Consider the following 22310-nt stretch of genomic DNA (forward strand, 5'->3'; position numbering starts at 1 on the left):
CGCGCGCGCATCGTCAATCCGCGGACGGCGGCGGAAATCTCTTGACCCGGCGCGCGCGCCGCCCGATTCAGCGCTCATGCTTATCTACAAGATCTTCACGGGCGACGAATGGGCGGCTCTGGACGCGACCGGAGCGACGACCGGCGCGCCGGTCGATCTCGCCGACGGATTCATCCATTTCTCAACCGCTGAGCAGACGCCGGAGACGGCGCGAAAGCATTTCGGCGGACGGGAGGGGCTCATGCTCGCCGCGGTAGACGCCGACGCCCTCGGCCCGGCGCTGCGATGGGAGCCCTCGCGCGGCGGCGCGCTTTTCCCCCATCTCTACGCGCCGCTTTCTCGCGCCGCCGTAGTCTGGGCGGAAGCAGTGCCGGTCGGCCCCGACGGCCGGCATCGATTCCCGGCGCTGACGTGAGGCTCCTGGAGGATCTCGGGCTGGCGGCGCTTCGGACGCTCGACCCCGAACGGGCGCATCGCCTGGCGATTCTGGCGCTCAAGGCCGGGCTCGGTCCGAAGGCGGCGCCGGAGCCGATCCTCTCGACCACGCTTTTCGGGCTCACGCTCCCATCGCCGATCGGCGTGGCCGCGGGGTTCGACAAGAACGCGGAAGCGCCCGAAGCGATGCTCGCGGCGGGGTTCGGTTTCATCGAGATCGGCGCGGTGACGCCGCGGCCGCAACCCGGCAACCCGCGGCCGCGCCTGTTCCGGTTGAGCGAAGATCGGGCGGCGATCAACCGGTTCGGCTTCAACAATGACGGAGTCGACGTCATCGCCGCACGGCTCCGCGCGCGCGTGACCGATTCGGCGCGGCCGCGCGTCTGGGCCAATATCGGCGCGAACAAGACCAGCGCGGACCGCGCCGGCGACTATGTCGCGGTGATGCGCGGGCTTCACGGGACGGTCGGCGCGATGACGCTCAATGTCTCCTCCCCGAATACGGAGCGATTGCGGGAGCTGCAGGGCCCGGCCGCGCTCGAGGCGCTGATCGCGCGCGCGCTGGCGGCGCGGGACGCCTTGGCCGAGACCGGAGAGCGGACGCCGATTCTGGTGAAGATCGCGCCCGACCTCAGCGGCCCGGAGATCGACGATCTCGCCGCGGTCGCGACAAATTGCGGCGTGGACGGACTCATCGCCACCAACACCACGCTGGCCCGCCCGGGCCTCCGCTCACGCCATGCGGCGGAGGCCGGCGGGCTTTCCGGCGCGCCGCTGAAGGCGGCCGCGCTCACGGCGCTGAAGCGGCTTTACGCGGCGACGAAGGGAAAGACCCCGCTGATCGGAGTCGGCGGGATCGCCAACGCCGACGACGCCTATGAGCGCATACGCGCCGGCGCTTCGGCGGTGCAGGTGTACACCGCCATGGTTTATCAGGGTCCCTCATTGGGCGCGCGGATCGGCGAAGGCCTCGCCATGCGGCTTCGCCGCGATGGATTCGAGAGCGTGGCCGAGGCGGTGGGCGCCGATCAGCGCTGACGCTGGCGCTTCTTCAGATAGACATAGAGCGCGCCGCCGCCGCCATGCCGCGGATGGGCGGGCGAGACGTTGACGATCATCTCCGCAATCGGCGGCGACGACAGCCAGAACGGCGCCTCCCGCCGCAGGACGCCCGGCGCCCCGTCGCAAAACCCGCCCTTGCCCGTGATGACGAGGACGCAGCGATGCCCGGCCGCGCGGCTCCGATCGATAAACGCGATAAGCGCTCCGTGGGCGCGCATAGCGGTCATGCCATGAAGATCGAGGCGCGCATCCGGCGCGCGCCGCCCCTTGCGAAGGCGGGTTTCGGTTGCGCGGTCAAGGCCGCTCGCCACCGACGCGGGCGCGCGCGGCGCGCTATACGCCGGCCGGGCGGGCCCCACGGGCCGGATGGTCATCGTCGGCTCTGTTCGCCGCGGAGGCCCGACAGTCGGCGGGGGCGGCGGCGCGGTGTCGTTTTTCCCGGGCGACGCCGGCGCGTTCACCGCCGTCCTGGTCCGACGGCGAAGAGACGCCGCGACTTCTCGCCAGAGCGCGCGCTCCTCCTCGGTCGGGCGCCGGCCGCTCATCGAGCCAGATGCGCGCCGCCGCCGCCGCGCCGCCGCTTCCTTCTTCTCGGACCGGCGTTCATCCCCCGGTGGCGATCAGGAGCCAGTTTGGATCACGCGAGCCAAGCCGCCGTCCGAAAGTCCACCGCCCCGTCTCACGTCTGATCTCGTTCGGGTCGCCTTCGACCACCCGATGCTCGCTGTCGCGGACCACGGTGACGAGTTCCGCGACGATGCGCATCTCGATCTCGGCGATCTTTTCGTCCGCATCGAGCCGGGCGTCGACGATCTTCGCCTCGCGCACGCCGACAAAACGCGCGTCCACCGTCAGGCCGTCCGCTTCGCGCTGGTCGATCACCGCGGCGAAATCCTGGTAGACATCCGGCGAAAGATAGGTCTTCAGCGTCGCCTTATCGCCGTTTTCAAAGGCCATCAGCAACATTTCATAGGCCATCTTCGCGCCTTCGGTGAATTCTCGCGGGGAGAAATCCGGCTCGATCTCGCGAAACGCCGCCCATGTCTCCGCCAGCGGATCGTTCGCGGCGATCTTCTCCGGCGCCGCGGGCGGCCGGGGCGGCGGCGCGGGCTGCGAATCGTGACCTACGTTTCGCGCGGGTTCGATCTTTTTCTCGAATCCCGTCTTCGTCCCGAGAACGTTCTTGAGCCGCAGCACAAGAAACACCGTGATCCCGGCCAGAATAACAAGGGTGATCAGGCCGTCGCCCATCATGCGCCTCCTGTCGCGAACACGCCCGGATGGCGCGCGCGGCTTCATTCCCCTATGTAAGCGCTGACGCCACGACTGTCCACGTTGCGCCGGACCGCCCCAACGCGGCGGGCGCAGAGTGCGCAAAGGAGGTCATATGTGGATTTTCATCGCGCTCGCCGCGATACCCATCGTCGAGATCGCGCTTTTCATCGAAATCGGTGGAGCGATCGGCCTCTGGCCGACGATCGCGCTCATCGTGTTGACCGCCATCGTCGGCGGCGTGCTGATGCGGACGCAAGGCTTCGTCGCCATGAGGCGCCTGCAGATCGCCATGGCGGAAGGCGGGGATCCTCGTGGCCCGCTCGCGAACGGCGCGATGATCCTCGTCGCGGGCGTGCTGATGCTGACGCCGGGATTCTTCACCGACACGCTCGGCTTTCTCTTGTTGCTGCCCCCGGTTCGCACCGCGTTGATCAACTGGATCGGCCCGAAGCTGGCGGCGGGCGCGTTCCATGTCTCCGCCGGGCGGCCAGAATCCTCCTCCGACGGCCCGATCGACGCCGAATACGAAGATGTGACCGAGACCGACAAGCCCCGCCCGCCGAGCGGCTGGACCCTCCCGCCCCGCTGAGCCGCGCCGATTGCTCCGGCGTCGGCCGCATGCTAGCGAACTGATCGAACTTCAGAATCGAGGAGACTGTGATGGCTGACGCTGAAGCTGGACCGACGGCCGCTCAGGCGCCGCGCGTCTCGATCAAGGCGCAATATGTGCGCGACGCATCGTTCGAGAACCTCGCCATGCAAAAGGCCGACGGGCGCATGGACCGGAAGCCGGAGATTCAGGTCGGCGTGAATCTTGACGCGAAAAAGCACGGCGACAACCTCTATGAGGTGATCCTCAAGATCAACGCCACCGCCCGGCACGAAGAGGCGGTGATGTTCATCGCCGAAATCGAATATGCGGGCCGCTTCGAGATCGCCAATGTTCCGGATGCGCAGCTGCACCCCTTTCTGCTCGTCGAGTGCCCGCGGCTGTTGTTTCCCTTCGCCCGGCGCATCGTGGCGGACATGACGCGAGACGGAGGCTATCCGCCGCTGATGCTCGACATCGTCGATTTCGCCAGCCTCTATCGGAACGAGGTCGAGAAGCGGCGCGCCGCCGCCGCGAGCGGGCTGGACGGCGAGGTTGCGGGCTCCGCCTGACTTAGGCTCGCCCGCCCGACTTTCTTCGCCAGAGCGCATCCGGGCCCAACGTCTCCACGAACGCCGCGTGACGTTCGAGATCGGCCTCGGTCAACCGCGTCGGAAGCGGCGCGGGGCGCGGCGTGGGGCGCCACGCCTCGGCGGAGACGCCTTCGCTCGAACGCTTCTTCGGGCCGAGGTCGACCCCCAGGTCAGGCTGCCGCCCGCCGATCAACTCCAGATAGACCTCCGCCAGCAATTCGCTGTCGAGGAGGGCCCCGTGCTTTTCGCGGGCCGAATTGTCGACGCCAAATCGCCGGCAGAGCGCATCCAGCCCCGCCGGAGACCCCGGAAACCGCTTTCGCGCCATCGCCAGAGTGTCGATCGCACGTTCCGCCGGCAGCGGATCGCGCCCGATCGCCCTGAATTCCGCGTTGATAAACTTCATGTCGAAGCTGGCGTTATGGATGACCAGCCGCGCCTCGCCGATGAAAGCGATGAACGCGTCGGCGATGGCCGCGAAAACCGGCTCCCTCGCCAACCGCTCCGTCGAAAGCCCGTGCACGTTGAACGCCTCTTCCGGCATGTCGCGTTCGGGATTGATATATTGATGATAATAGCGGCCGGTCGGCATGTGGTTGAGCAGCTCCACCGCGCCGATCTCGACGATCCGGTGTCCATCGGAAGGATCGAGCCCGGTGGTCTCCGTGTCCATCACGATCTCGCGCATCGTCCGGCCTCCTTGCTCAACGCGCGAATCAGCGCCCTGATCTGTTCGCGCGCCACCTCGACGCCGCGCCCGGTCTCGATCACGAAATCCGCCCGACGCCGTTTCTCCGCATCCGGCGTCTGCTTGTCGAGGATCGTCTTCAGCGCCGCTTCGTGCATCCCCGGCCGGGCGAGAACCCGGGCGCGCTGCATAGGGGCCGGCGCGCTGACGGTGACGATATGATCGAAGGCGGCCTCGCCCCCAGTCTCGAAGAGCAGAGGAATATCGCAGACGGCGATTTGAACGCCGTCTTTCTCGGCCGCCGCCAGCGCAGCGGCGCGATCGGCGGCGACGAGCGGGTGAATCGCCGCCTCGACACGCTGCAGAAGCGCCGGGTCGCGAATGATCGCGTCGCGAAGCGCCTGGCGGTCGACGCCGTCGGCGCCGACGGCGTCGGGAACGAGGCTTTTGATCGCGCGCGCGCCGGCCCCATCGGCCGCGTAGAGCCGATGCACCGCCTTATCCGCATCCCAGACGAACGCGCCTTCCTCCGCGAAGAGCTTCGCGGTCGTGGATTTTCCCATGCCGATGGAGCCGGTGAGGCCGATGGTGATCATGCCGCAAGCATGAACGCCCGGAGCCCGGCGTCAACCTCCGGCTCCACCCCAAACCAGGCGGCGAATCCCGGTCGGGCCTGATGAAGCAGCATCCCCAGTCCATCCACGGTTTTCAGCCCCCGCGCCGCCGCATCCGCGAGAAACGGCGTCATCAGCGGAGTGTAGACGATATCGGTCGCAACGGCGGTTTTCATCGCTCCGGACAGGTCCAGATCCAGTGGCGGCCGGCCGGCCATGCCCGCGCTCGTCGTGTTCACGATCAGGCTCGCGCCCGACAGAGCCGCGCCCGCATCCCGCCAATCGACGACACGGACGCCGCCGCTGAAATTCCCGGCGACGGTTTCTGCGCGGGAGCGGGTTCTGTTCGCCAGAATCACTTCCGGCGCCCCGGCGTCCAACAGCGCATGGATCACCGCCCGCGCCGCGCCGCCCGCGCCGAGCACCATCGCAGGCTCATCGCGCCTCCAGGCGGAGCCGGCCTCAGCCTTGAGGTTCTCGCTGAAGCCGAACGCGTCGGTGTTGTCTGCGAGAATCCGGCCGTCATCGTCAAAAACGATCGTGTTCGCCGCGCCGATGGCGCGCGCGCGCGGCGTCACTTCATCCGCCAGGCCAAGCGCCGCCTCCTTGTGAGGAATCGTGACGTTCACGCCCCGCCAGCCCTCGGCGGCGAGCCGCCTGAGATCTGCGGCGAACGCCTCCGGCGACGAGGAGACGCGATCGTACCTCCCTGGAATATGGTGCTTTTCAAGCCAATACCCATGCAGCAGCGGAGAGCGCGAATGCTCGATGGGCCATCCCATGACCCCGGCGCGAAGAGGCCCCGTCGTCTTCATTCCTGCAACACCCCCCTCACGCGAAGAAACGCCAGAAGCTCCAGCAGCGGCAACCCGAGAATGGTGAACCAGTCGCCCTCCACCCTCGCGAAAAGCTGCGCGCCGGTCTCCTCTATCCGATAGCCGCCCACGGTCGAGAAGACATCGTCGCCGATCGAGGCCAGATAGTCGTCGATGAAAGCCTCGGAAAACCGCCGCATGGTCAGCCGCGCCCGGCCGATGTGACGCCAGATCGGCGCGCCGTCGAGCGCGATCACCGCCGCGCTGAACAACTCGTGCCGCGCGCCGCGGAGCCGCAACAGATCCTCACGGGCGGCGGCGACGCTCTCCGGCTTGTCGAGCGCCTCTCCCGCAAGGTCCAGAACCTGATCGGCGCCGATGACAAGCGCGCCAGGGTGGCGGGTGGAGACCCGCACCGCCTTCATTTCGGCGAGCGAGTCAGCCTGATCGCGCGGCGAGACGCCCGCGGCGCGAAGCGACAGTTTTGTTTCCGCTTCATCAACCCGCGCCGGCGCGATCTCAACCATCACGCCGGCGCGGCGCAACATCGCCGCGCGCGTCGGGCTGCCGGAGGCCAGGATCAGCGCCGTCATAGCCGCCCCATCTTCCGCAGGATCGACATGATCTCCGCCGCGGTTTCCTCAATCGAGCGCCGGGTGACGTCGATCACCGGCGCGCCGATCCGCTCGAAAAGCAGCCTTGCGTCGGCGACTTCGCCGCGGATCGCCTCGAGCGACGCGTAGTCCGACTCCTGCCCGTGCCCGATCGCCTCAAGACGATGGCGGCGGATCTGGGCAAGCCTGCTCGGGCTGGCCGTGAGCGCGACAACCGGCACACCGCTTTCGATCGCTGAGAAAAACGCCTCCGGCGGGTTCGATCCCGGGATCAGCGGCAGGTTCGCCGCTTTCAGCCCACGGACCGCGAGATATATGCAGGTCGGCGTTTTCGACGTCCGGCTGACGCCGGTCAAAATCACATCCGCGCGTGAAAGCCGCTCGAACAGCGCGCCATCATCATGCGAAATCGCGTATTCTATGGCGTCCACGCGGCGATAATAGAGATCGTCGACGACGTATTGCCCGCCCATCAACGGTTTCGATTTCTCCCCGAGATAGGTCTCGAGCAATCGGACGACCGGTTGCAGGATCGAGGTCGCGGCGACCCCAAGCTCCTCCGCGGCGGCCAGAATCCGATTGCGCAGACCCTGATCGACCATCGTCACGATCACCGCGCCCGGCTCCCGCCGCATCTCTTCAATCACCGCATCCGCCTTGATCTCGCTCCGAATGAACACGCGAAGACGGCGCTCCACCGGAACGCTGAAAAGACTGAGGCTTGCGGCGCCGATCCGCGAGACGGTCTCTCCGGTCGAATCCGAGAGGAGATAGACGATCTTTGGCATCATCTCCGAATTCCCTGAAGCCCCACGTGTCCCGCCTCTCATCGCCATGAGGATAAGTCGGCGCACCGGGGATAACCAGCCGCGGAAATCCAAACCGCGGGAAAACCGCCATTTCATCCCCCAAGGGATAAATGCGAGCGGATTTCCGCGACACTATGGCGATAACTCGAAATCCGCTCGCGCTCCCCACAATCCACATCGCCGCCGGCGCTCATCAAGCAACTGAACACTCTGATCTAACCCCGACCGCCAAACTTTATCCCCAGAGTTTTCAACATTCCGCGCGCCGATCCCGTTTTCTGGACAACCCTGTGCGAAACTCGGCCAACATGTTAATCCCCGTTATCCGCCGCCCATACTGAATCACAATAAGACAAAGAAAATCATGAACACGACCGAAGGTCAGAATCCGAACGCGTTCCTCCGCTCCCTCGCCGGCGAGACGCTTCCCCGCCCTCCGATCTGGCTCATGAGGCAGGCCGGGCGCTATCTCCCTGAATATCGCGCAGTCAGAGAAAAGGCGGGCGGCTTTCTCGAGCTCTGTTATCGACCCGAGCTCGCCGCGGAGGTCACCTTGCAGCCTGTTCGCCGTTTCGGCTTCGACGCGGCGATCCTCTTCGCGGATATCCTGCTCATCCCTCAGGCTCTCGGCCAGAAACTATGGTTCGAGACCGGCGAAGGCCCGAGGCTCGATCCGATCAGAAACGCGTCGTCGCTGAACGCTGTCGAAGACATCCACGACGTGCTGAGTCCGGTCTATGAGACGGTCGGGCGCGTGAAGCAGGCGCTCCCAAAAGGCACGCCGCTCATCGGTTTCGCCGGTGCGCCCTGGACCGTCGCGACCTATATGATCGCCGGGCGTGGAACTCCCGACCAGGCTCCCGCCCACCAGCTGATGCGAGACGACCCCAACGCGTTTCAGGAGATCATTGACCGCATTTCAGATGCGACGATCGCATATCTTTCCGCGCAGATCACCGCTGGCGCAGATGTCATAAAACTGTTCGACAGCTGGGCCGGATCTCTCGATGATCAGGCGTTCGAGCAGTTCTCAGTCGCGCCCTGCTGCAAGATCGTGGAAGCCTTGCGTCATCTTCACCCCGGGATCCCGTCCATCGGATTTCCCCGCGGCGCCGGCGTCAGAGCCACATCCTTCGCCGATGCGACAAAGGTAAATGCGATTGCGATAGGTCAGGACGTAGACATTGAATGGGCGCGGGATCATCTTCAGACACGAACTACGGTGCAAGGTAATCTCGATCCCAAACTTCTTGTCGAAGGCGGCGATAGAATGAAACGCGCGGCGGAAAAGATCATCGAAACCATGGCTGGCGGGCCGCACATCTTCAATCTCGGACATGGCGTCACACCTGATGTCGATCCGCGCACGGTTGAAGAGCTTGTCAGGATCGTGAAGGGCTGATGTTGGAATTTATCGAAGACATCCTGATCGATCTATACCCATGGACGCTTGTTCTTCATTTGATATCTGTCATTTCATGGATGGCAGGTCTTTTGTATCTACCGAGGCTTTTCGTATATCATGTGGAATCCGCCAACGGTAATCCGGAAACGTCGCTCCTGTTCAGTAAAATGGAGAAGAAACTTCTCCGTATGATCATGAACCCGGCCATGAGCGCGACCTGGGTCTTCGGGTTGATGCTGATTTTCACTCCGGGCCTGGTGGATTGGAGTGACGGCTGGCCCTGGGTCAAGGCGCTTATGGTTCTGGCTCTAACCGTATTGCATCATGCGCTCGCGCTCTGGCGCAAGGATCTCGAACTTGGCAGAAACCGCAAGAGCGGACGTTTCTTTCGGCTGATGAATGAAGCGCCTGCGATCATGATGATCGTCATTGTCTCAATGGTGATCGCACGGCCATTCTAACCTGGGAATTGACATTGCGTCTCTGACGACACATAAGATTTCCGCGCGTCCGCGCTTGGCCTCTCCCGGATTGAAAGCATCGATTCCGCATGGAGAACCTGCAAATTTACCGACACTTCCTCTAGTAGGACTGACAATGGACATTACTCAACTCAAGCTTTCTGAATTGAAAGCAAAGAGCCCGACTGATCTTCTTAGCTTTGCGGAAGATCTGGAAGTTGAGAACGCAGGTGCGATGCGCAAACAAGACATGATGTTTGCGATCCTCAAAGAACTTGCTGAACGGGACGTTGAGATCATAGGAGAGGGTGTTCTTGAAGTTCTTCTGGATGGATTTGGATTCTTGCGGTCTCCGGACGCCAATTACCTTCCGGGACCGGACGATATTTACGTTTCTCCGAACCAGATCAGGAGATTCGCCTTAAGAACTGGCGATACTATTGAAGGTCTTATTCGTGAACCGAAGGAAGGCGAAAGGTATTTCGCGCTTACCAAGGTTCACACCATAAATTTCGAAGATCCGGAGAAGGTGCGTCACAAAGTACATTTCGACAACCTGACGCCGCTTTATCCCGATCAGAGATTCAAGATGGAAATCGAGGATCCTACGGTCAAGGATCGCTCTGCTCGGGTGATAGATCTCGTGGCTCCGATAGGAAAGGGCCAGAGATGCCTGATCGTCGCTCCGCCGAGAACCGGTAAAACCGTACTTCTGCAGAATATAGCTTACTCAATTGAAAGAAATCACCCTGAGTGTTTTCTAATTGTTCTTTTGATTGATGAAAGACCGGAAGAAGTCACCGACATGCAGCGTTCGGTCAAGGGCGAGGTCGTAGCTTCCACGTTCGATGAACCGGCGACCCGGCATGTCGCCGTGGCGGAAATGGTTATCGAGAAGGCGAAGAGACTGGTCGAGCACGGTCGCGATGTGGTGATTCTTCTCGATTCCATCACAAGGCTCGGCCGCGCCTTCAATACTGTCGTTCCTTCTTCGGGGAAGGTTCTGACCGGCGGTGTTGATGCGAATGCGCTTCAAAGGCCAAAGCGGTTTTTCGGCGCAGCGCGGAATATCGAGGAGGGTGGATCTCTTACAATCATATCCACCGCTCTTATCGATACCGGCAGCCGGATGGACGAGGTTATTTTCGAGGAATTCAAGGGGACAGGAAACTCGGAGATCGTTCTTGACCGGAAGGTCGCCGACAAGCGTGTCTTCCCGGCGATGGATATTCTTAAATCCGGGACCCGGAAAGAAGAGCTTTTGGTTGATAAGGCCGAGCTGACCAAGATGTTCGTCCTCCGCAGGATCCTGAATCCCATGGGAACGACGGACGCCATCGAATTTTTGTTGGGCAAGTTGAAGCAGACCAAGACGAACGCGGAATTCTTCGATTCCATGAACGCTTAGTCGGAGAGGCGAGCGCATCCATCAGCGGCGCCTCCCTTTAATCTTCCATCCGATACGGTTCACACGCCGATAAGTAACAGGAGCTTGTTACTTATCGGCGCTTCTGTAACCGCAGGAATAAACTGGGTTACAGAGACGTTTTACGGCCGAAGTATCGTCGACCCTGTGGTCTTTCGCGCCTCGAGGTCCCGATGAGCGGTGACCGCAGCGTCAAGCGGATATTCCGCGTTGATGTCGACGGTTACGGCTCCAGAGGCGATGACATCGAATAGGTCTTTCGCCGCCGCGTCGAGATCCTCACGCGTTTCTGTGTAATCAAACAGGGTCGGTCTCGTAACGAAAAGCGACCCTTTTGACGCCAGGATACCGAGATTTACCCCGGTTACCGGGCCGGACGCATTGCCGAAACTCACCATCAGGCCGCGCTTCCTGAGGCTATCGAGTGACGACTCCCAGGTGCTCTTGCCAACGCCGTCAAAAACGACCGGCACCTTGTCCCCGTTCGTTATCTCACGAACGGCGGCGGATACGTCGTCCTTATCGTATCGAACGATATGATCGCATCCAGCTTTCGCCGCCAGCGCGGCCTTTTCTTCGGATCCTACGGTCCCGATCACCGTCGCCCCGAGATGCTTCAACCATTGGCAGGCGATGAGGCCGACGCCCCCCGCGATCGCATGAAAAAGAACGGTTTCACCGGCCTTCACGTCATATATACGCCGGATCAGATATTGAACGGTCAACCCTTTGAGCATGGAGGCCGCCGCGGTCGCGCTGCTGATGTTCTCGGGCAGCTTGATCGCTCTCTCCGCCTTGACGACATGGACCTCGGAATATGCTCCGATGGGGCCGGAGAAGTAACCGACGCGGTCGCCAACGCTGAGATGCGTCACTCCGTCCCCGACCTCAGCGACTGTTCCCGCCGCCTCCAGGCCGATTCCAGACGGAAGAGGCATGGCGTAGAGGCCGCTGCGATGATAGGTGTCGATGAAATTCAGGCCGATTGCTTCATGTTGGACTGCGATTTCTCCCGTCCCGGGCCGAGGAGTGTCGACGGTGACGAGTTTCATCACCTCGGGTCCGCCGAATTCCTCTATTGAGATGCGCTTGATCATCGTGAATCCCTTCCGTCCCTGATGCTGATCGATATGAATCGCTGGAAGACGAGAGGTCAAGTGTCCGCACCAATAGAAGACGATACCATCTTTGCGTTGGCGACCGCGCCTGGCCGCGCCGGGATTGCGGTCATTCGGATTTCCGGAACCCGGTCAAATGAGGTCCTCATGGCCCTGGCGGGGCCGCTTCCGCCACCGCGGTTCATGAGCCTAAGGACGCTTCGATCGGTTACTGAGGATGGCGCGAAAATAGATCGTGCTCTCGTCGTCCGATTTGTGGAATCCGCGAGCTATACCGGCGAAGATATGGTGGAGCTTCATGTTCATGGAGGGCGCGCGACGGTGGCGCGTGTCCTTGATGAGCTGTCGGGATTGGCCGGGCTGAGGATGGCGAAGCCGGGCGAGTTTACCAGACGCGCGCTCTACAACGGCGTTCTGGATATCACACAGGTTGAAGGTCTGGCGGACCTGGTGGATGCCGAAACGGAGATGCAGCGGCGGCAGGCTCTCTCGCTCACCGAGGGGGTGTTTTCCCGCCTTGTGGGGGAATGGCGCGATACCCTGATTTCCGCGTTGGCTCATCTCGAAGCCGCAATAGAGTTTGGGGAAGAAGTGGACACGCCCGACGATGCGCTGGCGCACGCCCGACCCGCATTGTCGTCGGTGATCGCCGGGATCGAAACCGTGCTGAAGTCGTCAACCGAATCGGTTCGGCTGAGGGACGGGTTCGTGGTTGCGCTGATCGGCCCGCCGAATGTCGGGAAATCGTCTCTTATCAATGTGTTGTCCAACGATGAGGCTGCGATTGTCTCTCCGATCGCTGGCACCACCCGGGATGTTCTGCGCGTTCCGATGGACCTGGAAGGCCTTCCGGTCACCTTCCTTGATATGGCCGGGATCAGGGAGGCGAAGGACGAGATTGAGCGAATAGGCGTATCTCGCGCTCGTGCGGCGGCCGACGCTGCGGACATCAGGGTTTTCATGTCATCACGTGATGCTGGCGATGCTGCTGGTCTGATGGAGCGGCGTAGCGGAGATATATCGGTCTGGTCCAAGTCCGATCTGGGCGCTGGACCCGGCGATATAAGTTTGTCGACTGTTGATCTGTCTGGCGTCGATGATCTGAAGGCGCGGGTGGTTGAAAGACTTTCGACCATGATCGAGAAGCCGGGGCTGGTGGCGCACAAGCGCCAGGTTGATAGCTTGAGGCGGGCGCAAGCGGAGCTCGATGCGGCGCGATCGGCGGGTCTTGATGAGATTTGCGTAGAATATACGCGATCTGCTATTCGGACGCTTACGGGGCTGGTTGAAGCTGTAGATGCTGATGATGTGCTCGACGATGTCTTTTCCCGGTTTTGCATTGGCAAATAGGTGTTTCACGTGAAACAGGACTCAGAGATTTTTGATGTGATCGTCGTGGGCGGCGGCCACGCCGGGGTGGAAGCGTGCCTCGCCGCCGACCGCGTAGGCGCGCGCACACTGCTGGTGACTCTCCGTTCGGACAGAATCGGAGAAATGTCCTGTAATCCTGCGATTGGGGGCCTTGGAAAGGCGCATCTCGTCCGCGAAATCGACGCCCTCGATGGCGTCATAGGCCGCGCAGCGGACGCCGCGGGCGTCCAATTTCGCCTGCTTAATCGGAGCCGTGGGCCAGCTGTTCAGGGACCGCGGGCTCAGTGTGATCGTTCGATCTATCGTGCGACCATCCAGTCCATGCTCGCCGAGTCGAGTGTTCAGGTCCTTGAGTGTGAGGTCGCCGATCTGATCGTCGAAAGTGCGCAGGTTTGCGGTATCGTACTTGCTGACGGCGCCAGGATCTCTGGCCGCTCCGTCATTCTGACAACCGGAACTTTCCTACGCGGCGTCATACACATAGGCGCGGTCAAGAAGGAAGGCGGAAGGATGGGTGACGTGTCATCCACCCGCCTTGCCAAGCGTATTGAAGACTTTGGGTTCAAGATCGGAAGGTTGAAAACGGGAACTCCTCCACGTCTCGATGGCCGCACCATCGATTGGGAAACGATTCAAAGCCAGCCGGGCGACAGCGTTCCAGAGATGCTTTCGTTCCTGAGTTCGTCGCCCAGTGTGCGGCAAATTGAATGCGGGGTCACTCATACGAACGAGGCAACCCACGATATCATTCGGGGTTCGATCCATCTCTCGGCGATATACTCCGGAGCCATCTCCAGCGGGGGGCCACGGTATTGCCCGTCCATAGAAGACAAGATCACACGGTTCGCCGATAGAGACTCGCATCAGATATTCCTCGAACCCGAAGGGCTCGACGATCACACCGTTTATCCGAATGGCATCTCGAGTTCCTTGCCGGAGAATGTTCAGGAGCAATTTGTCCGGACGATAAGGGGATTGGAACACGCGGCGATTCTGCGGCCGGGATATGCGATCGAGTACGACTATATTGATCCGCGGGCTCTGGATCATCGCCTCGCGGTAACAGAGGTCGGAGGCCTCTATCTTGCGGGCCAGATCAACGGAACCACAGGATATGAGGAGGCGGCCGCGCAGGGCCTCATTGCCGGATTGAACGCCGGTCTTGCTGCTCGGGGGGCGGAGCCCGTGTGCTTGAGGCGCAGTGATGGTTATATTGGCGTTCTGATAGACGACCTGATCAGACGCGGTGTAACCGAGCCCTATAGGATGTTCACGTCGCGGACCGAGTTTCGCTTGCATCAGCGCACCGACAATGCCGATCAGCGTCTGACGGAGCTCGGGTGGTCCGCGGGTTGCGTCAGTGATTATCGGTACGAAAAATTTCAGGCGAAGATGGACCGTCTTGAAAAGGCGCGCCGGACCTTGGCTGGTCTGAGCCTTTCTCCGACCCAGGCGCGGGCGTTCGGTTTCCCGGTAAAGTTGGACGGCGCGCACAGGACCATTCGGCAGCTGCTTTCGGATCAAAACGCGTCAATTGAGCAGCTTCTGTCCGTTTTTCCCGAGCTGGCGTCAATTGGTCGGGCCGAGCTGGAGCTTTGCCGGGTCGAGTCTCTTTATGACAGTCTGATCAAAAGACAACAGGCGGAAGTCCGCAAGCTGGTTGAAAGCGAGTCATTCGTACTGCCACCGAGCATCGATTATTCATCGGTGTCAGGCCTATCGAACGAGATGCGTCAGAAGCTCGCGCGCGCCCGTCCCAAAAATCTGCATGACGCGTCGCAAATCGAAGGCGTGACTCCGGCGGCGATGACGATCCTGTACGGTCTGGCGCACCGCGCTATGGCCGTCGATGCCGCCGCGGCCAGCACATGACCGTTGAGATCGGCGCGGGCCTCCGTGTTTCACGTGAAACATTCGAGCGCTTCGAGGTCTATGCTCAACTTCTTGCGCGTTGGAACAAGAAAATAAATCTCGTTTCAGCGGCGACGATCAAAGACCTGTGGACCCGTCACATCGTCGATTGCGCCCAGATCGAGAGGCTTGCCCCGTCTGACGCCAAAACCTGGGTCGACCTGGGCTCGGGGGCGGGCCTTCCAGGGTTGCTGGTCGCCGCAATTCGGCATGAGGCCGCGCAACCGATCCGAATGCACCTCATCGACAGTGACTCCAGGAAAGCCGCATTTATCGCCGAGGCCGCGCGCGCCATGGGGATATCGGTGTCAATCGATACAAACCGGTTGGGTGCGCATGAGACCAATCCACAACAGCGCGAAACGTTCGATGTCGTTTCCGCCCGCGCCCTCGCGCCGCTACCAAGGCTGCTCGAATACGCGGAGCCGTTTATCGGACCGAGCACGATTTGCCTCTTTCCAAAAGGAAAAGCGCGGGAATCGGAGATAATGGCGGCCACCCAGGCTTTCCATATGAATATGGACGAGATACCCAGTATAACCGATGGCGAAGGAGCTATCCTGCGCATTAAGGAGTTATCACGTGTCAGGGCTTTCTGAATCGCCGAGTGACACGCATATCATCGCGATCGCCAATCAAAAGGGCGGCGTGGGCAAGACAACGACAGCGATAAATCTTGCGACGGCGCTGGCGGCGGCGGGCCGAAAGGTGCTGCTTGTCGACCTTGATCCGCAAGGGAATGCGAGCACCGGACTTGGGATCGATCCTGCGGATCGCTCTCCGAACACATATGATCTGATGCTCGGGCAGGCGACTCTCGCGGATACGATCCGCCGCACGGATATCCCCGGCCTTGAAATTGCACCCTCTGTGATGGATCTGAGCGGCATCGACGTAGATCTAAGCGATGAATCGGGTAGGACACGCCGCCTTCGCGACGCCTTTTCATCAATAGGACAGGGCCCCGACCGGAAATTCGATACTGTTCTTATTGATTGTCCGCCATCTCTCAATCTTCTCACGGTCAATGCGATGGTCGCGTCAAACGCCATCCTGATCCCCCTTCAATGCGAGTTTTTTGCATTGGAAGGGCTCTCGCAATTGCTGAAGACGATCGAACGTGTCCGCAGAAGCCTTAATCAGCAACTTTCGATCGAGGGAATCGTGCTTACGATGTATGATCGGCGGAACAATCTTTCGTCTCAGGTGGAAGAGGATGTTCGCGGCGCGCTTGGCGATCTGGTTTTTGAGACGGTCATTCCCCGGAATGTACGGCTATCGGAGGCGCCCTCTCATGGGGTTCCGGCTTTGATATATGATCAAGCGTGCGCGGGCAGCCAGGCATATCAACATCTCGCCGCCGAATTCGTCCGGCGGAAGGATCGTCAAGCGGTAAAGAGGCGAACAGATAAATGACTGATAACAAACGAAAAAAGAGGGGTCTTGGGCGAGGGCTGTCCTCCCTGCTGGATGATGGGGCGTCCGACCAGTCCACCGGCGCGGCCCCGGGGCATCTGTCGATTTCGATCGATCTCCTTCGTCCCAATCCAGGGCAGCCGCGGAAGGCTTTTCCGCAGGCCGAAATGGACGATCTGATCGCATCGATCCGGGAAAAGGGCGTCATTCAGCCGCTTCTGGTTCGTCCCGATCCTGATCGCGCGGAAGGCTATCAGATCATCGCGGGAGAGCGGCGCTGGCGCGCGGCGCAGGCCGCGGGCCTCCATGAGGTGCCGGTCCTCGTTCGAGAGATGCCCGATGAGGATGCGCTTGAGATCGCAATCATTGAAAACGTTCAGCGCTCTGATCTCAATGCGATCGAAGAGGCGCTCGCCTATTCACAGTTGATAGAGCAGTTCGGGCACAATCAGGCGGTGCTCGCCCGTACGATCGGGAAAAGCCGGCCGCATATCGCAAATACGCTTCGGCTTCTGTCATTGCCGGATGACGTCAAGGACCTCCTCGCAGACGGCCGGATCAGCGCAGGGCACGCCCGTGCGCTGATCACGGCCGCCGACCCGTCCGCTCTGGCGCAAAGGGTGGTCTCGGACGGTCTCACCGTCAGGCAGACCGAGGATCTGGCGCGCAAAATGGCGTCACCCGCACAGACGAAGAAGCCGCGTCAGGAAACAAAAGACGCGGATACCGCGGCATTGGAAGGCGATCTTTCGGCCGCGCTCAGCTTGAAGGTTGCGATAAGCCATCGCGGATCCAAGGGCGGCGATCTTCGGATCTCGTATCGATCGTTGGAGGAACTGGACACGCTTTGCCGCCTGCTGATGCAGTAGGTCAGCCTCTTCCGCGTGCGACAGTCAGAGAGAGCTTGAGCAGGCAGCGCTCAACGAGCGCGAATCCGGAAACGCCGGCGGAGCCGCGGAGCTGATCGTCGAGATCGAGAATCAAGCGCAATGCGCCCTCGACCCGTCTGACGGGCCATGATCGTGCGGCCTTCATCAGCGTGTCGCGCCGCGCGCCGAATACCGGCGGCCTCAATTTCGAAATCGCCGCCTCGGCCGATCCAGCGGCGGCGACAATGTGTAACTGCCTGAAACGCCAGGATAAATTACGTGTGACCGCGATGCTTGACTGGCCCTGGATCTCAAGCCGCCGCAGCATTGCGGAGAGCGCTCCGCTCTCGCCAAGGATCGTCGCGTCGATCAGGTCGTCGATCCCCGCGTCGTCGGCGCCCCGGCCGAGGGTCTCCACGTCTTCAGCGGTGATCTCGCCGCCGTCCTGAAGGTGATAGAGCGCGAGCCTTTCAATCAGGTCCCGCGCCGCTCCGGCGCCCGCCGCGGCGCCAAACGCTCGTAGCGCCTCTAACGCTTCTCCCGTCGCACGGGCGCCGACGGATGCGGAAACCATGCGTTGGACGTCCTCGGTGGTGAGTCGATCCGCATAGCAGGGGGCGGCGGCGGCGTTCGGCGCCGTTTCAAAGAGCTTTCGCAATTTCGACCGGGCCGGAAGCACGCCCGCAGTGGCGACCAGGAATGCGTCGGCTCGTCTCCAGTCGGCGAGAGCGGAGGTCAGCGCCGCGCAGTGGCTGTCGCCGACATCCTCGACGGTAACGACTCGCGGACCCTCGAAAAAGCCGAGCGCCTTCAGCGCATCGATGACGATCGCGGGGTCACGGCGAACATCCGTAGCGGAGATTTGCGTCAACCGCAGGTCAATATCGCTCCCAGACCCGAGAAGGGCTCGGCAAACGCGTTGTTTTCGGTCAGAGATTTCGACCGGGTCGGCGCCATAGATCAGCACGCCGGCCAACGACCTGTCTGGCTGGTCGATAAACCGGGCGGCTTCAGCAGCGCTCAGCTTCACGATACCGGCCGGCGGGGCGATGAAAGAAGGCGCGTCGCGGTGAGCTCGGCCAGCTCGGTGGAAATCTCTCGCCGTTCGGCCGTCTCGGCGGCTCGTGTGGCGTAGGCGGACGCGGTGGCGTCATAGGCGCCTGTAACGCTGACCTTGCCGCGTATGGGCGCTGCGGCGGCGTCTCTGAGCGAAGAAAGCGCGTATCGCGCGGTGCCGGTCAACCGATAGCGGGTGGTGTCCGCATCGGACGTGATCGCCACGCCCTCGGATTCAAAATCGAGCGCCCATGTCAGCCGCCATGCCGCGGAGGCGTCGCCGCTCTGGAGGTCCAGACGTCGTCGCAACCGCTCCCTGTATGCGAAATCTTCCGGACTGAGCGCCTCCTGAAGCGCCACCGCTCCCAGAACCGCGTCTGCGGGGCCGCCTTCTCCGTAGAGAGGCCGAAATCCGCAGCCGGCCAAACCTCCGGCGAGGATTGTGAGCGCCGCGCGCCGGTCAAAGCACGACATTGACGATCCGGCCCGGTACGACGATGATTTTCTTCGGCGTGGCGTCGCCGATCAATCGCCGGACATTTTCGTCCGCCAGCGCCAGCGCCGTGATCGCCTCTCGGCTGGCGTCGGCGGGCGCCTCAATCTCCCCACGTTTCTTGCCGTTCACCTGAATTGGCAGGGTGATCACGTCATCGACGAGAAGTTCCGGGTCCGCTTCGGGCCATTCCGTCTCCGTGAGAGGGCGGTCGCGGCCAAGGCGCGCCCAGCTTTCTTCGGCAAAATGCGGGATCATCGGCGCGGAAAGCCGGACGACGGTCTCCAGCGCCTCGCGAAGCGCCGGGCCGATATCTGCCGCCGACTCCTGCTCCGCGCGGCTGATCATGTTCGTCAACTGATAGATATGGGCCACCGCCTTGTTGAAGGCGAATCCCTCGATGTCCTTCGTCACCGCGTCGATCGCGCGATGAGAGGCGCGCCGAAGGGCGACTGCGGCCTCTGACGTCGCCTTCGGCTGTGTCGACGCGCCCACCGGAGGGATGTGGTCCGCAACGTCGTCGATCAACCGCCACAAGCGTTGCAGGAACCGCCATGCGGCCTCGGCGCCGGCGGTTGTCCATTCCACATCGCGCTCCGGCGGGCTGTCTGACAGCATGAACCACCGGGCGGTGTCGGCGCCGTAATGAGCGATGATCGTTTCAGGGTCGACCACGTTCTTTTTCGACTTCGACATCTTGACGGATGGGCCGACCTCGACCGGCTCGCCGGTCTCAGCGACGACGTATCCGTCATCAACCGCCTTTATCTCCTCCGGCGAGATCCAGCGCCCGCCGGCCCGATAGGTTTCATGGCATACCATCCCCTGGGTGAAGAGCGCGTTGAAGGGCTCCACCGCCTTTTTCGGCAGCCAGCCGGTCTTGTGCATGGCTCGCGCCCAGAAGCGGGAATAGAGAAGATGCAGGATCGCATGCTCCACTCCGCCGATATACTGGTCGACGCTCATCCAGTAGTCGACCTCCGCGGGGTCGGTCGGGTTCGCGCAGTCCGGCGCCGTAAACCGCGCGTAATACCAGGAACTGTCCGCGAACGTGTCCATCGTGTCGGTTTCGCGCCGGGCGTCTCCGCCGCAGACGGGACATGCGACATGCTTCCACGTCGGATGCCGGTCGAGCGGGTTGCCGGGCTGGTCGAAGGTCACATCGTCGGGGAGCTTCACCGGCAGGTCGGCGGCGGGCACGGGCGACGCGCCGCATGTCTCGCAATGGATTACGGGGATCGGGCACCCCCAATACCGTTGCCGCGAGACGCCCCAGTCGCGCAGCCGATAGTTGACCCGCTCAGAGCCGGCGCCGGCGCCGGCGATCCGCCGCGCCACCTCGGCCTTCGCGTCCTCGACCGTCATTCCATCGAGGAAGCGTGAATTGATGAGCCGTCCGGGCCCGGTGTAGGCCTCGGCGCCAATGGAGAAGTCTTGCGGGTCCACGTCCGACGGGCAGACCACCGGCAGAACGTCGAGCCCGTATTTTCGCGCATAGTCGAGATCGCGCTGATCATGCGCGGGGCACCCGAAGATCGCGCCCGTTCCATAATCCATCAATACGAAATTGGCCACGTGAAGCGGAATTGTGCGTTCCGGATCAAGAGGATGGCGCAGGCGCAATCCGGTGTCGAATCCGCGCTTCTCCGCGATCTCGACCGCGGCCTCCGACGTTCCTTCCCGCCGGCAGTCGCTGATGAATTCGGAAAGTCCGTCCACTTTCTCCGCCAGCGCCGTCGCCAGGGGGTGATCCGCTGAAATCGCGCCGAAGCTGGCGCCGAACAGCGTATCGTGACGCGTGGTGTAGATCTCGACCCCGGATTCGGTGGTGAGCGCGTTCGGCAGGATCTCGAAGCGGATCTGCATGCCGGTGCTGCGCCCGATCCAGTTGCGCTGCATCGCGCGGACCTTCTCCGGCCAGGCGTCGAGCCCATCCAGCGCCGTCAGCAACTCCTCCGCCATGTCGGAGATGCGGAAAAACCATTGCGTCAGTTCGCGCCGCTCGACCAGCGCGCCGGACCGCCAGCCCTTGCCGTCGATGACCTGCTCATTGGCGAGGACCGTGTTGTCGACCGGATCCCAGTTCACCATGGCCGACTTCTGATAGACGAAGCCAGCCGCCATCATGTCGATGAAGAGGCGCTGCTGCTGAGTGTAATATTCCACATCGCAGGTTGCGAACTCGCGGCTCCAGTCGAGGCTGAGGCCCATCTGTTGCAGTTGCGCGCGCATGGCGGCGATGTTTTCGCGGGTCCATTTGGCGGGATGCACGCCGCGCTCCACGGCGGCGTTTTCCGCCGGAAGGCCGAATGCGTCCCACCCCATCGGGTGCAGAACGTTGAAGCCGCGTGCGCGTTTGAATCGCGCGATCACGTCTCCCATCGCGTAATTTCGCACATGTCCCATATGGATTCTGCCAGAGGGATATGGGAACATTTCAAGAACGTAGTATTTTGGGCGATTCGGATCGCGCCGGGCTTCGAAACTGCGGCGTTCGGCCCAGACATCGCGCCATTTGCTTTCGACCCGCTGCGCGTCGTAGCGCGGAGCGGTGGCGTCAGGCGTATTTTCAGAGACGTCGCTGAGCATGGCTGGGCTTTCGTCGATCGATGAAGGTCGACGAGGTGATAGGCGAGCCCGCGCGCTCTTTCAACGTCAACTCGCTCCGGTCGTCAACCGGCTTCACGCTCTTCGATCTTGAGCTGACGGGCCCGGAGCAGGATCGCGTCCTCGAGCTGGCGCGCCGTCGTTCCCGCGACGGGCGCCGTCGCCCATGCGCCGTCGTCGCCTCGAACCTCGCGGTACACCGCGACCTGGAGCGACGTGGCGGCGAGGGTGGGGCTTTTCACATAGGCCGTGACCTTGAACCGCTCGTCGGGGGTCGCCGGGGCGGTCGCCCAGTCGGTGGCGACGACCCCGGTGAACGGGTCGGTCGAGGCCAGCGGCAGGTACGCCAGCGTATCGAGCGAAGCGCGCCAGAGATAGCGATTGACCGGGGTCAGGCCGTCTCCCGTCGCGCCGGTGGACTCGTTGAATTCGAAGATGTCGCCTACTTTCGACATATTATAAGTGCCGAAACCGCCCCCGAGCGATTCCCTGGCGTCGACAGGCACATCCGCGCGCTGCGAGCCTGAGCAGCCGACGAGAAACGCGACCGCGATCACCGCGAACCATGGATATCTACGCTTCAGCATGTCACCGTCCACTATGACCATCGCGACCGATTATTCGTTCGGCGCCGGAAAGTCAAAGCCCGGCCCGGCGCCGCGCCCCCAGCCTTGCGCCCAGCG

Annotated in this window: 24 protein-coding genes; 12 read left to right on the forward strand and 12 right to left on the reverse strand. The window is 62.3% G+C overall.

Annotated features, from left to right (window positions below):
- Positions 1 to 76 precede the first annotated feature (76 nt).
- Positions 77 to 415: a DUF952 domain-containing protein gene (locus WG921_RS13750; RefSeq protein ID WP_340109815.1), complete on the forward strand. Its 339-nt coding sequence runs from the start codon at positions 77 to 79 to the stop codon at positions 413 to 415.
- Positions 412 to 1473, forward strand: a complete 1062-nt coding sequence (locus WG921_RS13755) for a quinone-dependent dihydroorotate dehydrogenase (protein ID WP_340109816.1) — start codon at positions 412 to 414, stop codon at positions 1471 to 1473. Before WG921_RS13750 ends, WG921_RS13755 begins: the two co-directional genes overlap by 4 nt.
- On the opposite strand, the gene WG921_RS13760 is transcribed toward WG921_RS13755, so the two are convergent.
- Positions 1464 to 1871, reverse strand: coding sequence for a Smr/MutS family protein (locus WG921_RS13760; protein ID WP_340109817.1), 408 nt, complete (start codon positions 1869 to 1871; stop codon positions 1464 to 1466). The two genes, WG921_RS13755 and WG921_RS13760, sit on opposite strands and share 10 nt — an antisense overlap.
- A 229-nt stretch (positions 1872 to 2100) precedes the next feature.
- Positions 2101 to 2748, reverse strand: a complete 648-nt coding sequence (locus tag WG921_RS13765) for a Tim44/TimA family putative adaptor protein (RefSeq protein WP_340109818.1) — start codon at positions 2746 to 2748, stop codon at positions 2101 to 2103.
- A 136-nt stretch (positions 2749 to 2884) separates the two neighbouring features.
- On the opposite strand from WG921_RS13765, the gene WG921_RS13770 reads away from it, so the two are divergent.
- Both WG921_RS13770 and secB read left to right on the forward strand, forming a co-directional pair.
- Positions 2885 to 3361 (forward strand): FxsA family protein, encoded by a 477-nt coding sequence (locus WG921_RS13770; RefSeq protein WP_340109819.1) that lies wholly within the window; start codon positions 2885 to 2887, stop codon positions 3359 to 3361.
- Between the two features lie 71 nt (positions 3362 to 3432).
- Positions 3433 to 3933 (forward strand): protein-export chaperone SecB, encoded by a 501-nt coding sequence (secB, locus tag WG921_RS13775; protein ID WP_340109820.1) that lies wholly within the window; start codon positions 3433 to 3435, stop codon positions 3931 to 3933.
- A 1-nt stretch (position 3934) separates the two neighbouring features.
- Here the strand turns inward: secB and dnaQ are convergent, their stop codons facing one another.
- The 5 genes from dnaQ to WG921_RS13800 are packed head-to-tail and all read right to left on the reverse strand — an operon-like array spanning position 3935 to position 7476.
- Positions 3935 to 4642 carry a DNA polymerase III subunit epsilon gene (dnaQ, locus tag WG921_RS13780; RefSeq protein ID WP_340109821.1) on the reverse strand — a complete coding sequence of 236 codons (708 nt, stop codon included), beginning with the start codon at positions 4640 to 4642 and terminating at the stop codon, positions 3935 to 3937.
- The gene (gene coaE / locus WG921_RS13785) at positions 4627 to 5238 is read right to left on the reverse strand and encodes a dephospho-CoA kinase (protein ID WP_340109822.1); all 612 of its coding nucleotides are present in this window, start codon (positions 5236 to 5238) and stop codon (positions 4627 to 4629) included. Before coaE ends, dnaQ begins: the two co-directional genes overlap by 16 nt.
- On the reverse strand, positions 5235 to 6071 hold the full coding sequence (locus tag WG921_RS13790) for a shikimate dehydrogenase (RefSeq protein ID WP_340109823.1): 837 nt from the start codon (positions 6069 to 6071) through the stop codon (positions 5235 to 5237). Before WG921_RS13790 ends, coaE begins: the two co-directional genes overlap by 4 nt.
- Positions 6068 to 6664 carry a Maf family protein gene (locus WG921_RS13795; protein WP_340109824.1) on the reverse strand — a complete coding sequence of 199 codons (597 nt, stop codon included), beginning with the start codon at positions 6662 to 6664 and terminating at the stop codon, positions 6068 to 6070. The genes WG921_RS13790 and WG921_RS13795 overlap by 4 nt, the downstream gene beginning before the upstream one ends.
- Entirely contained in the window at positions 6661 to 7476 is an 816-nt protein-coding gene (locus WG921_RS13800) for a pyruvate, water dikinase regulatory protein (RefSeq protein ID WP_340109825.1), read from the reverse strand. The genes WG921_RS13795 and WG921_RS13800 overlap by 4 nt, the downstream gene beginning before the upstream one ends.
- A gap of 382 nt (positions 7477 to 7858) precedes the next feature.
- Between WG921_RS13800 and hemE the strand changes: the two genes are divergently transcribed.
- The 3 genes from hemE to rho all read left to right on the forward strand — a co-directional run bounded on the left by hemE (position 7859) and on the right by rho (position 10768).
- A complete protein-coding gene (gene hemE / locus WG921_RS13805) occupies positions 7859 to 8896 on the forward strand; it encodes a uroporphyrinogen decarboxylase (RefSeq protein WP_340109826.1) in 1038 nt (345 codons plus the stop codon).
- Positions 8896 to 9360 carry a protoporphyrinogen oxidase HemJ gene (hemJ, locus tag WG921_RS13810; RefSeq protein WP_340109827.1) on the forward strand — a complete coding sequence of 155 codons (465 nt, stop codon included), beginning with the start codon at positions 8896 to 8898 and terminating at the stop codon, positions 9358 to 9360. Before hemE ends, hemJ begins: the two co-directional genes overlap by 1 nt.
- 136 nt (positions 9361 to 9496) lie before the next feature.
- Positions 9497 to 10768 carry a transcription termination factor Rho gene (rho, locus tag WG921_RS13815; RefSeq protein ID WP_340109828.1) on the forward strand — a complete coding sequence of 424 codons (1272 nt, stop codon included), beginning with the start codon at positions 9497 to 9499 and terminating at the stop codon, positions 10766 to 10768.
- A 140-nt stretch (positions 10769 to 10908) separates the two neighbouring features.
- On the opposite strand, the gene WG921_RS13820 is transcribed toward rho, so the two are convergent.
- Positions 10909 to 11883, reverse strand: coding sequence for a quinone oxidoreductase family protein (locus WG921_RS13820; RefSeq protein ID WP_340109829.1), 975 nt, complete (start codon positions 11881 to 11883; stop codon positions 10909 to 10911).
- 21 nt (positions 11884 to 11904) lie between these two features.
- On the opposite strand from WG921_RS13820, the gene mnmE reads away from it, so the two are divergent.
- From mnmE to WG921_RS13845, 5 genes are read left to right on the forward strand one after another with little or no spacing between them, the layout of a single operon-like run.
- A complete protein-coding gene (gene mnmE, locus WG921_RS13825; RefSeq protein WP_340109830.1) occupies positions 11905 to 13254 on the forward strand; it encodes a tRNA uridine-5-carboxymethylaminomethyl(34) synthesis GTPase MnmE in 1350 nt (449 codons plus the stop codon).
- Entirely contained in the window at positions 13255 to 15147 is a 1893-nt protein-coding gene (mnmG, locus tag WG921_RS13830; RefSeq protein WP_340109831.1) for a tRNA uridine-5-carboxymethylaminomethyl(34) synthesis enzyme MnmG, read from the forward strand.
- On the forward strand, positions 15144 to 15785 hold the full coding sequence (rsmG, locus tag WG921_RS13835; protein WP_340109832.1) for a 16S rRNA (guanine(527)-N(7))-methyltransferase RsmG: 642 nt from the start codon (positions 15144 to 15146) through the stop codon (positions 15783 to 15785). The genes mnmG and rsmG overlap by 4 nt, the downstream gene beginning before the upstream one ends.
- The gene (locus tag WG921_RS13840; protein WP_340109833.1) at positions 15769 to 16602 is read left to right on the forward strand and encodes a ParA family protein; all 834 of its coding nucleotides are present in this window, start codon (positions 15769 to 15771) and stop codon (positions 16600 to 16602) included. Before rsmG ends, WG921_RS13840 begins: the two co-directional genes overlap by 17 nt.
- Complete coding sequence (locus WG921_RS13845; RefSeq protein WP_340109834.1) at positions 16599 to 17471, forward strand: ParB/RepB/Spo0J family partition protein; 873 nt, start codon at positions 16599 to 16601, stop codon at positions 17469 to 17471. The genes WG921_RS13840 and WG921_RS13845 overlap by 4 nt, the downstream gene beginning before the upstream one ends.
- Before the next feature lies 1 nt (position 17472).
- Here WG921_RS13845 and holA read toward each other — a convergent pair whose 3' ends face one another.
- The 4 genes from holA to WG921_RS13865 form a co-directional block, all read right to left on the reverse strand.
- Entirely contained in the window at positions 17473 to 18438 is a 966-nt protein-coding gene (gene holA / locus WG921_RS13850) for a DNA polymerase III subunit delta (protein WP_413788596.1), read from the reverse strand.
- 59 nt (positions 18439 to 18497) lie between these two features.
- Positions 18498 to 19001 carry an LPS assembly lipoprotein LptE gene (gene lptE, locus WG921_RS13855; protein WP_340109836.1) on the reverse strand — a complete coding sequence of 168 codons (504 nt, stop codon included), beginning with the start codon at positions 18999 to 19001 and terminating at the stop codon, positions 18498 to 18500.
- Entirely contained in the window at positions 18988 to 21609 is a 2622-nt protein-coding gene (gene leuS / locus WG921_RS13860) for a leucine--tRNA ligase (protein WP_340109837.1), read from the reverse strand. The genes lptE and leuS overlap by 14 nt, the downstream gene beginning before the upstream one ends.
- 83 nt (positions 21610 to 21692) lie before the next feature.
- Entirely contained in the window at positions 21693 to 22214 is a 522-nt protein-coding gene (locus WG921_RS13865; RefSeq protein ID WP_340109838.1) for a DUF3576 domain-containing protein, read from the reverse strand.
- Positions 22215 to 22310 lie beyond the last annotated feature (96 nt).

This window comes from Paludibacillus litoralis, assembly GCF_037646705.1.
GTDB lineage: Bacteria > Pseudomonadota > Alphaproteobacteria > Rhodobacterales > Rhodobacteraceae > Pikeienuella > Pikeienuella litoralis.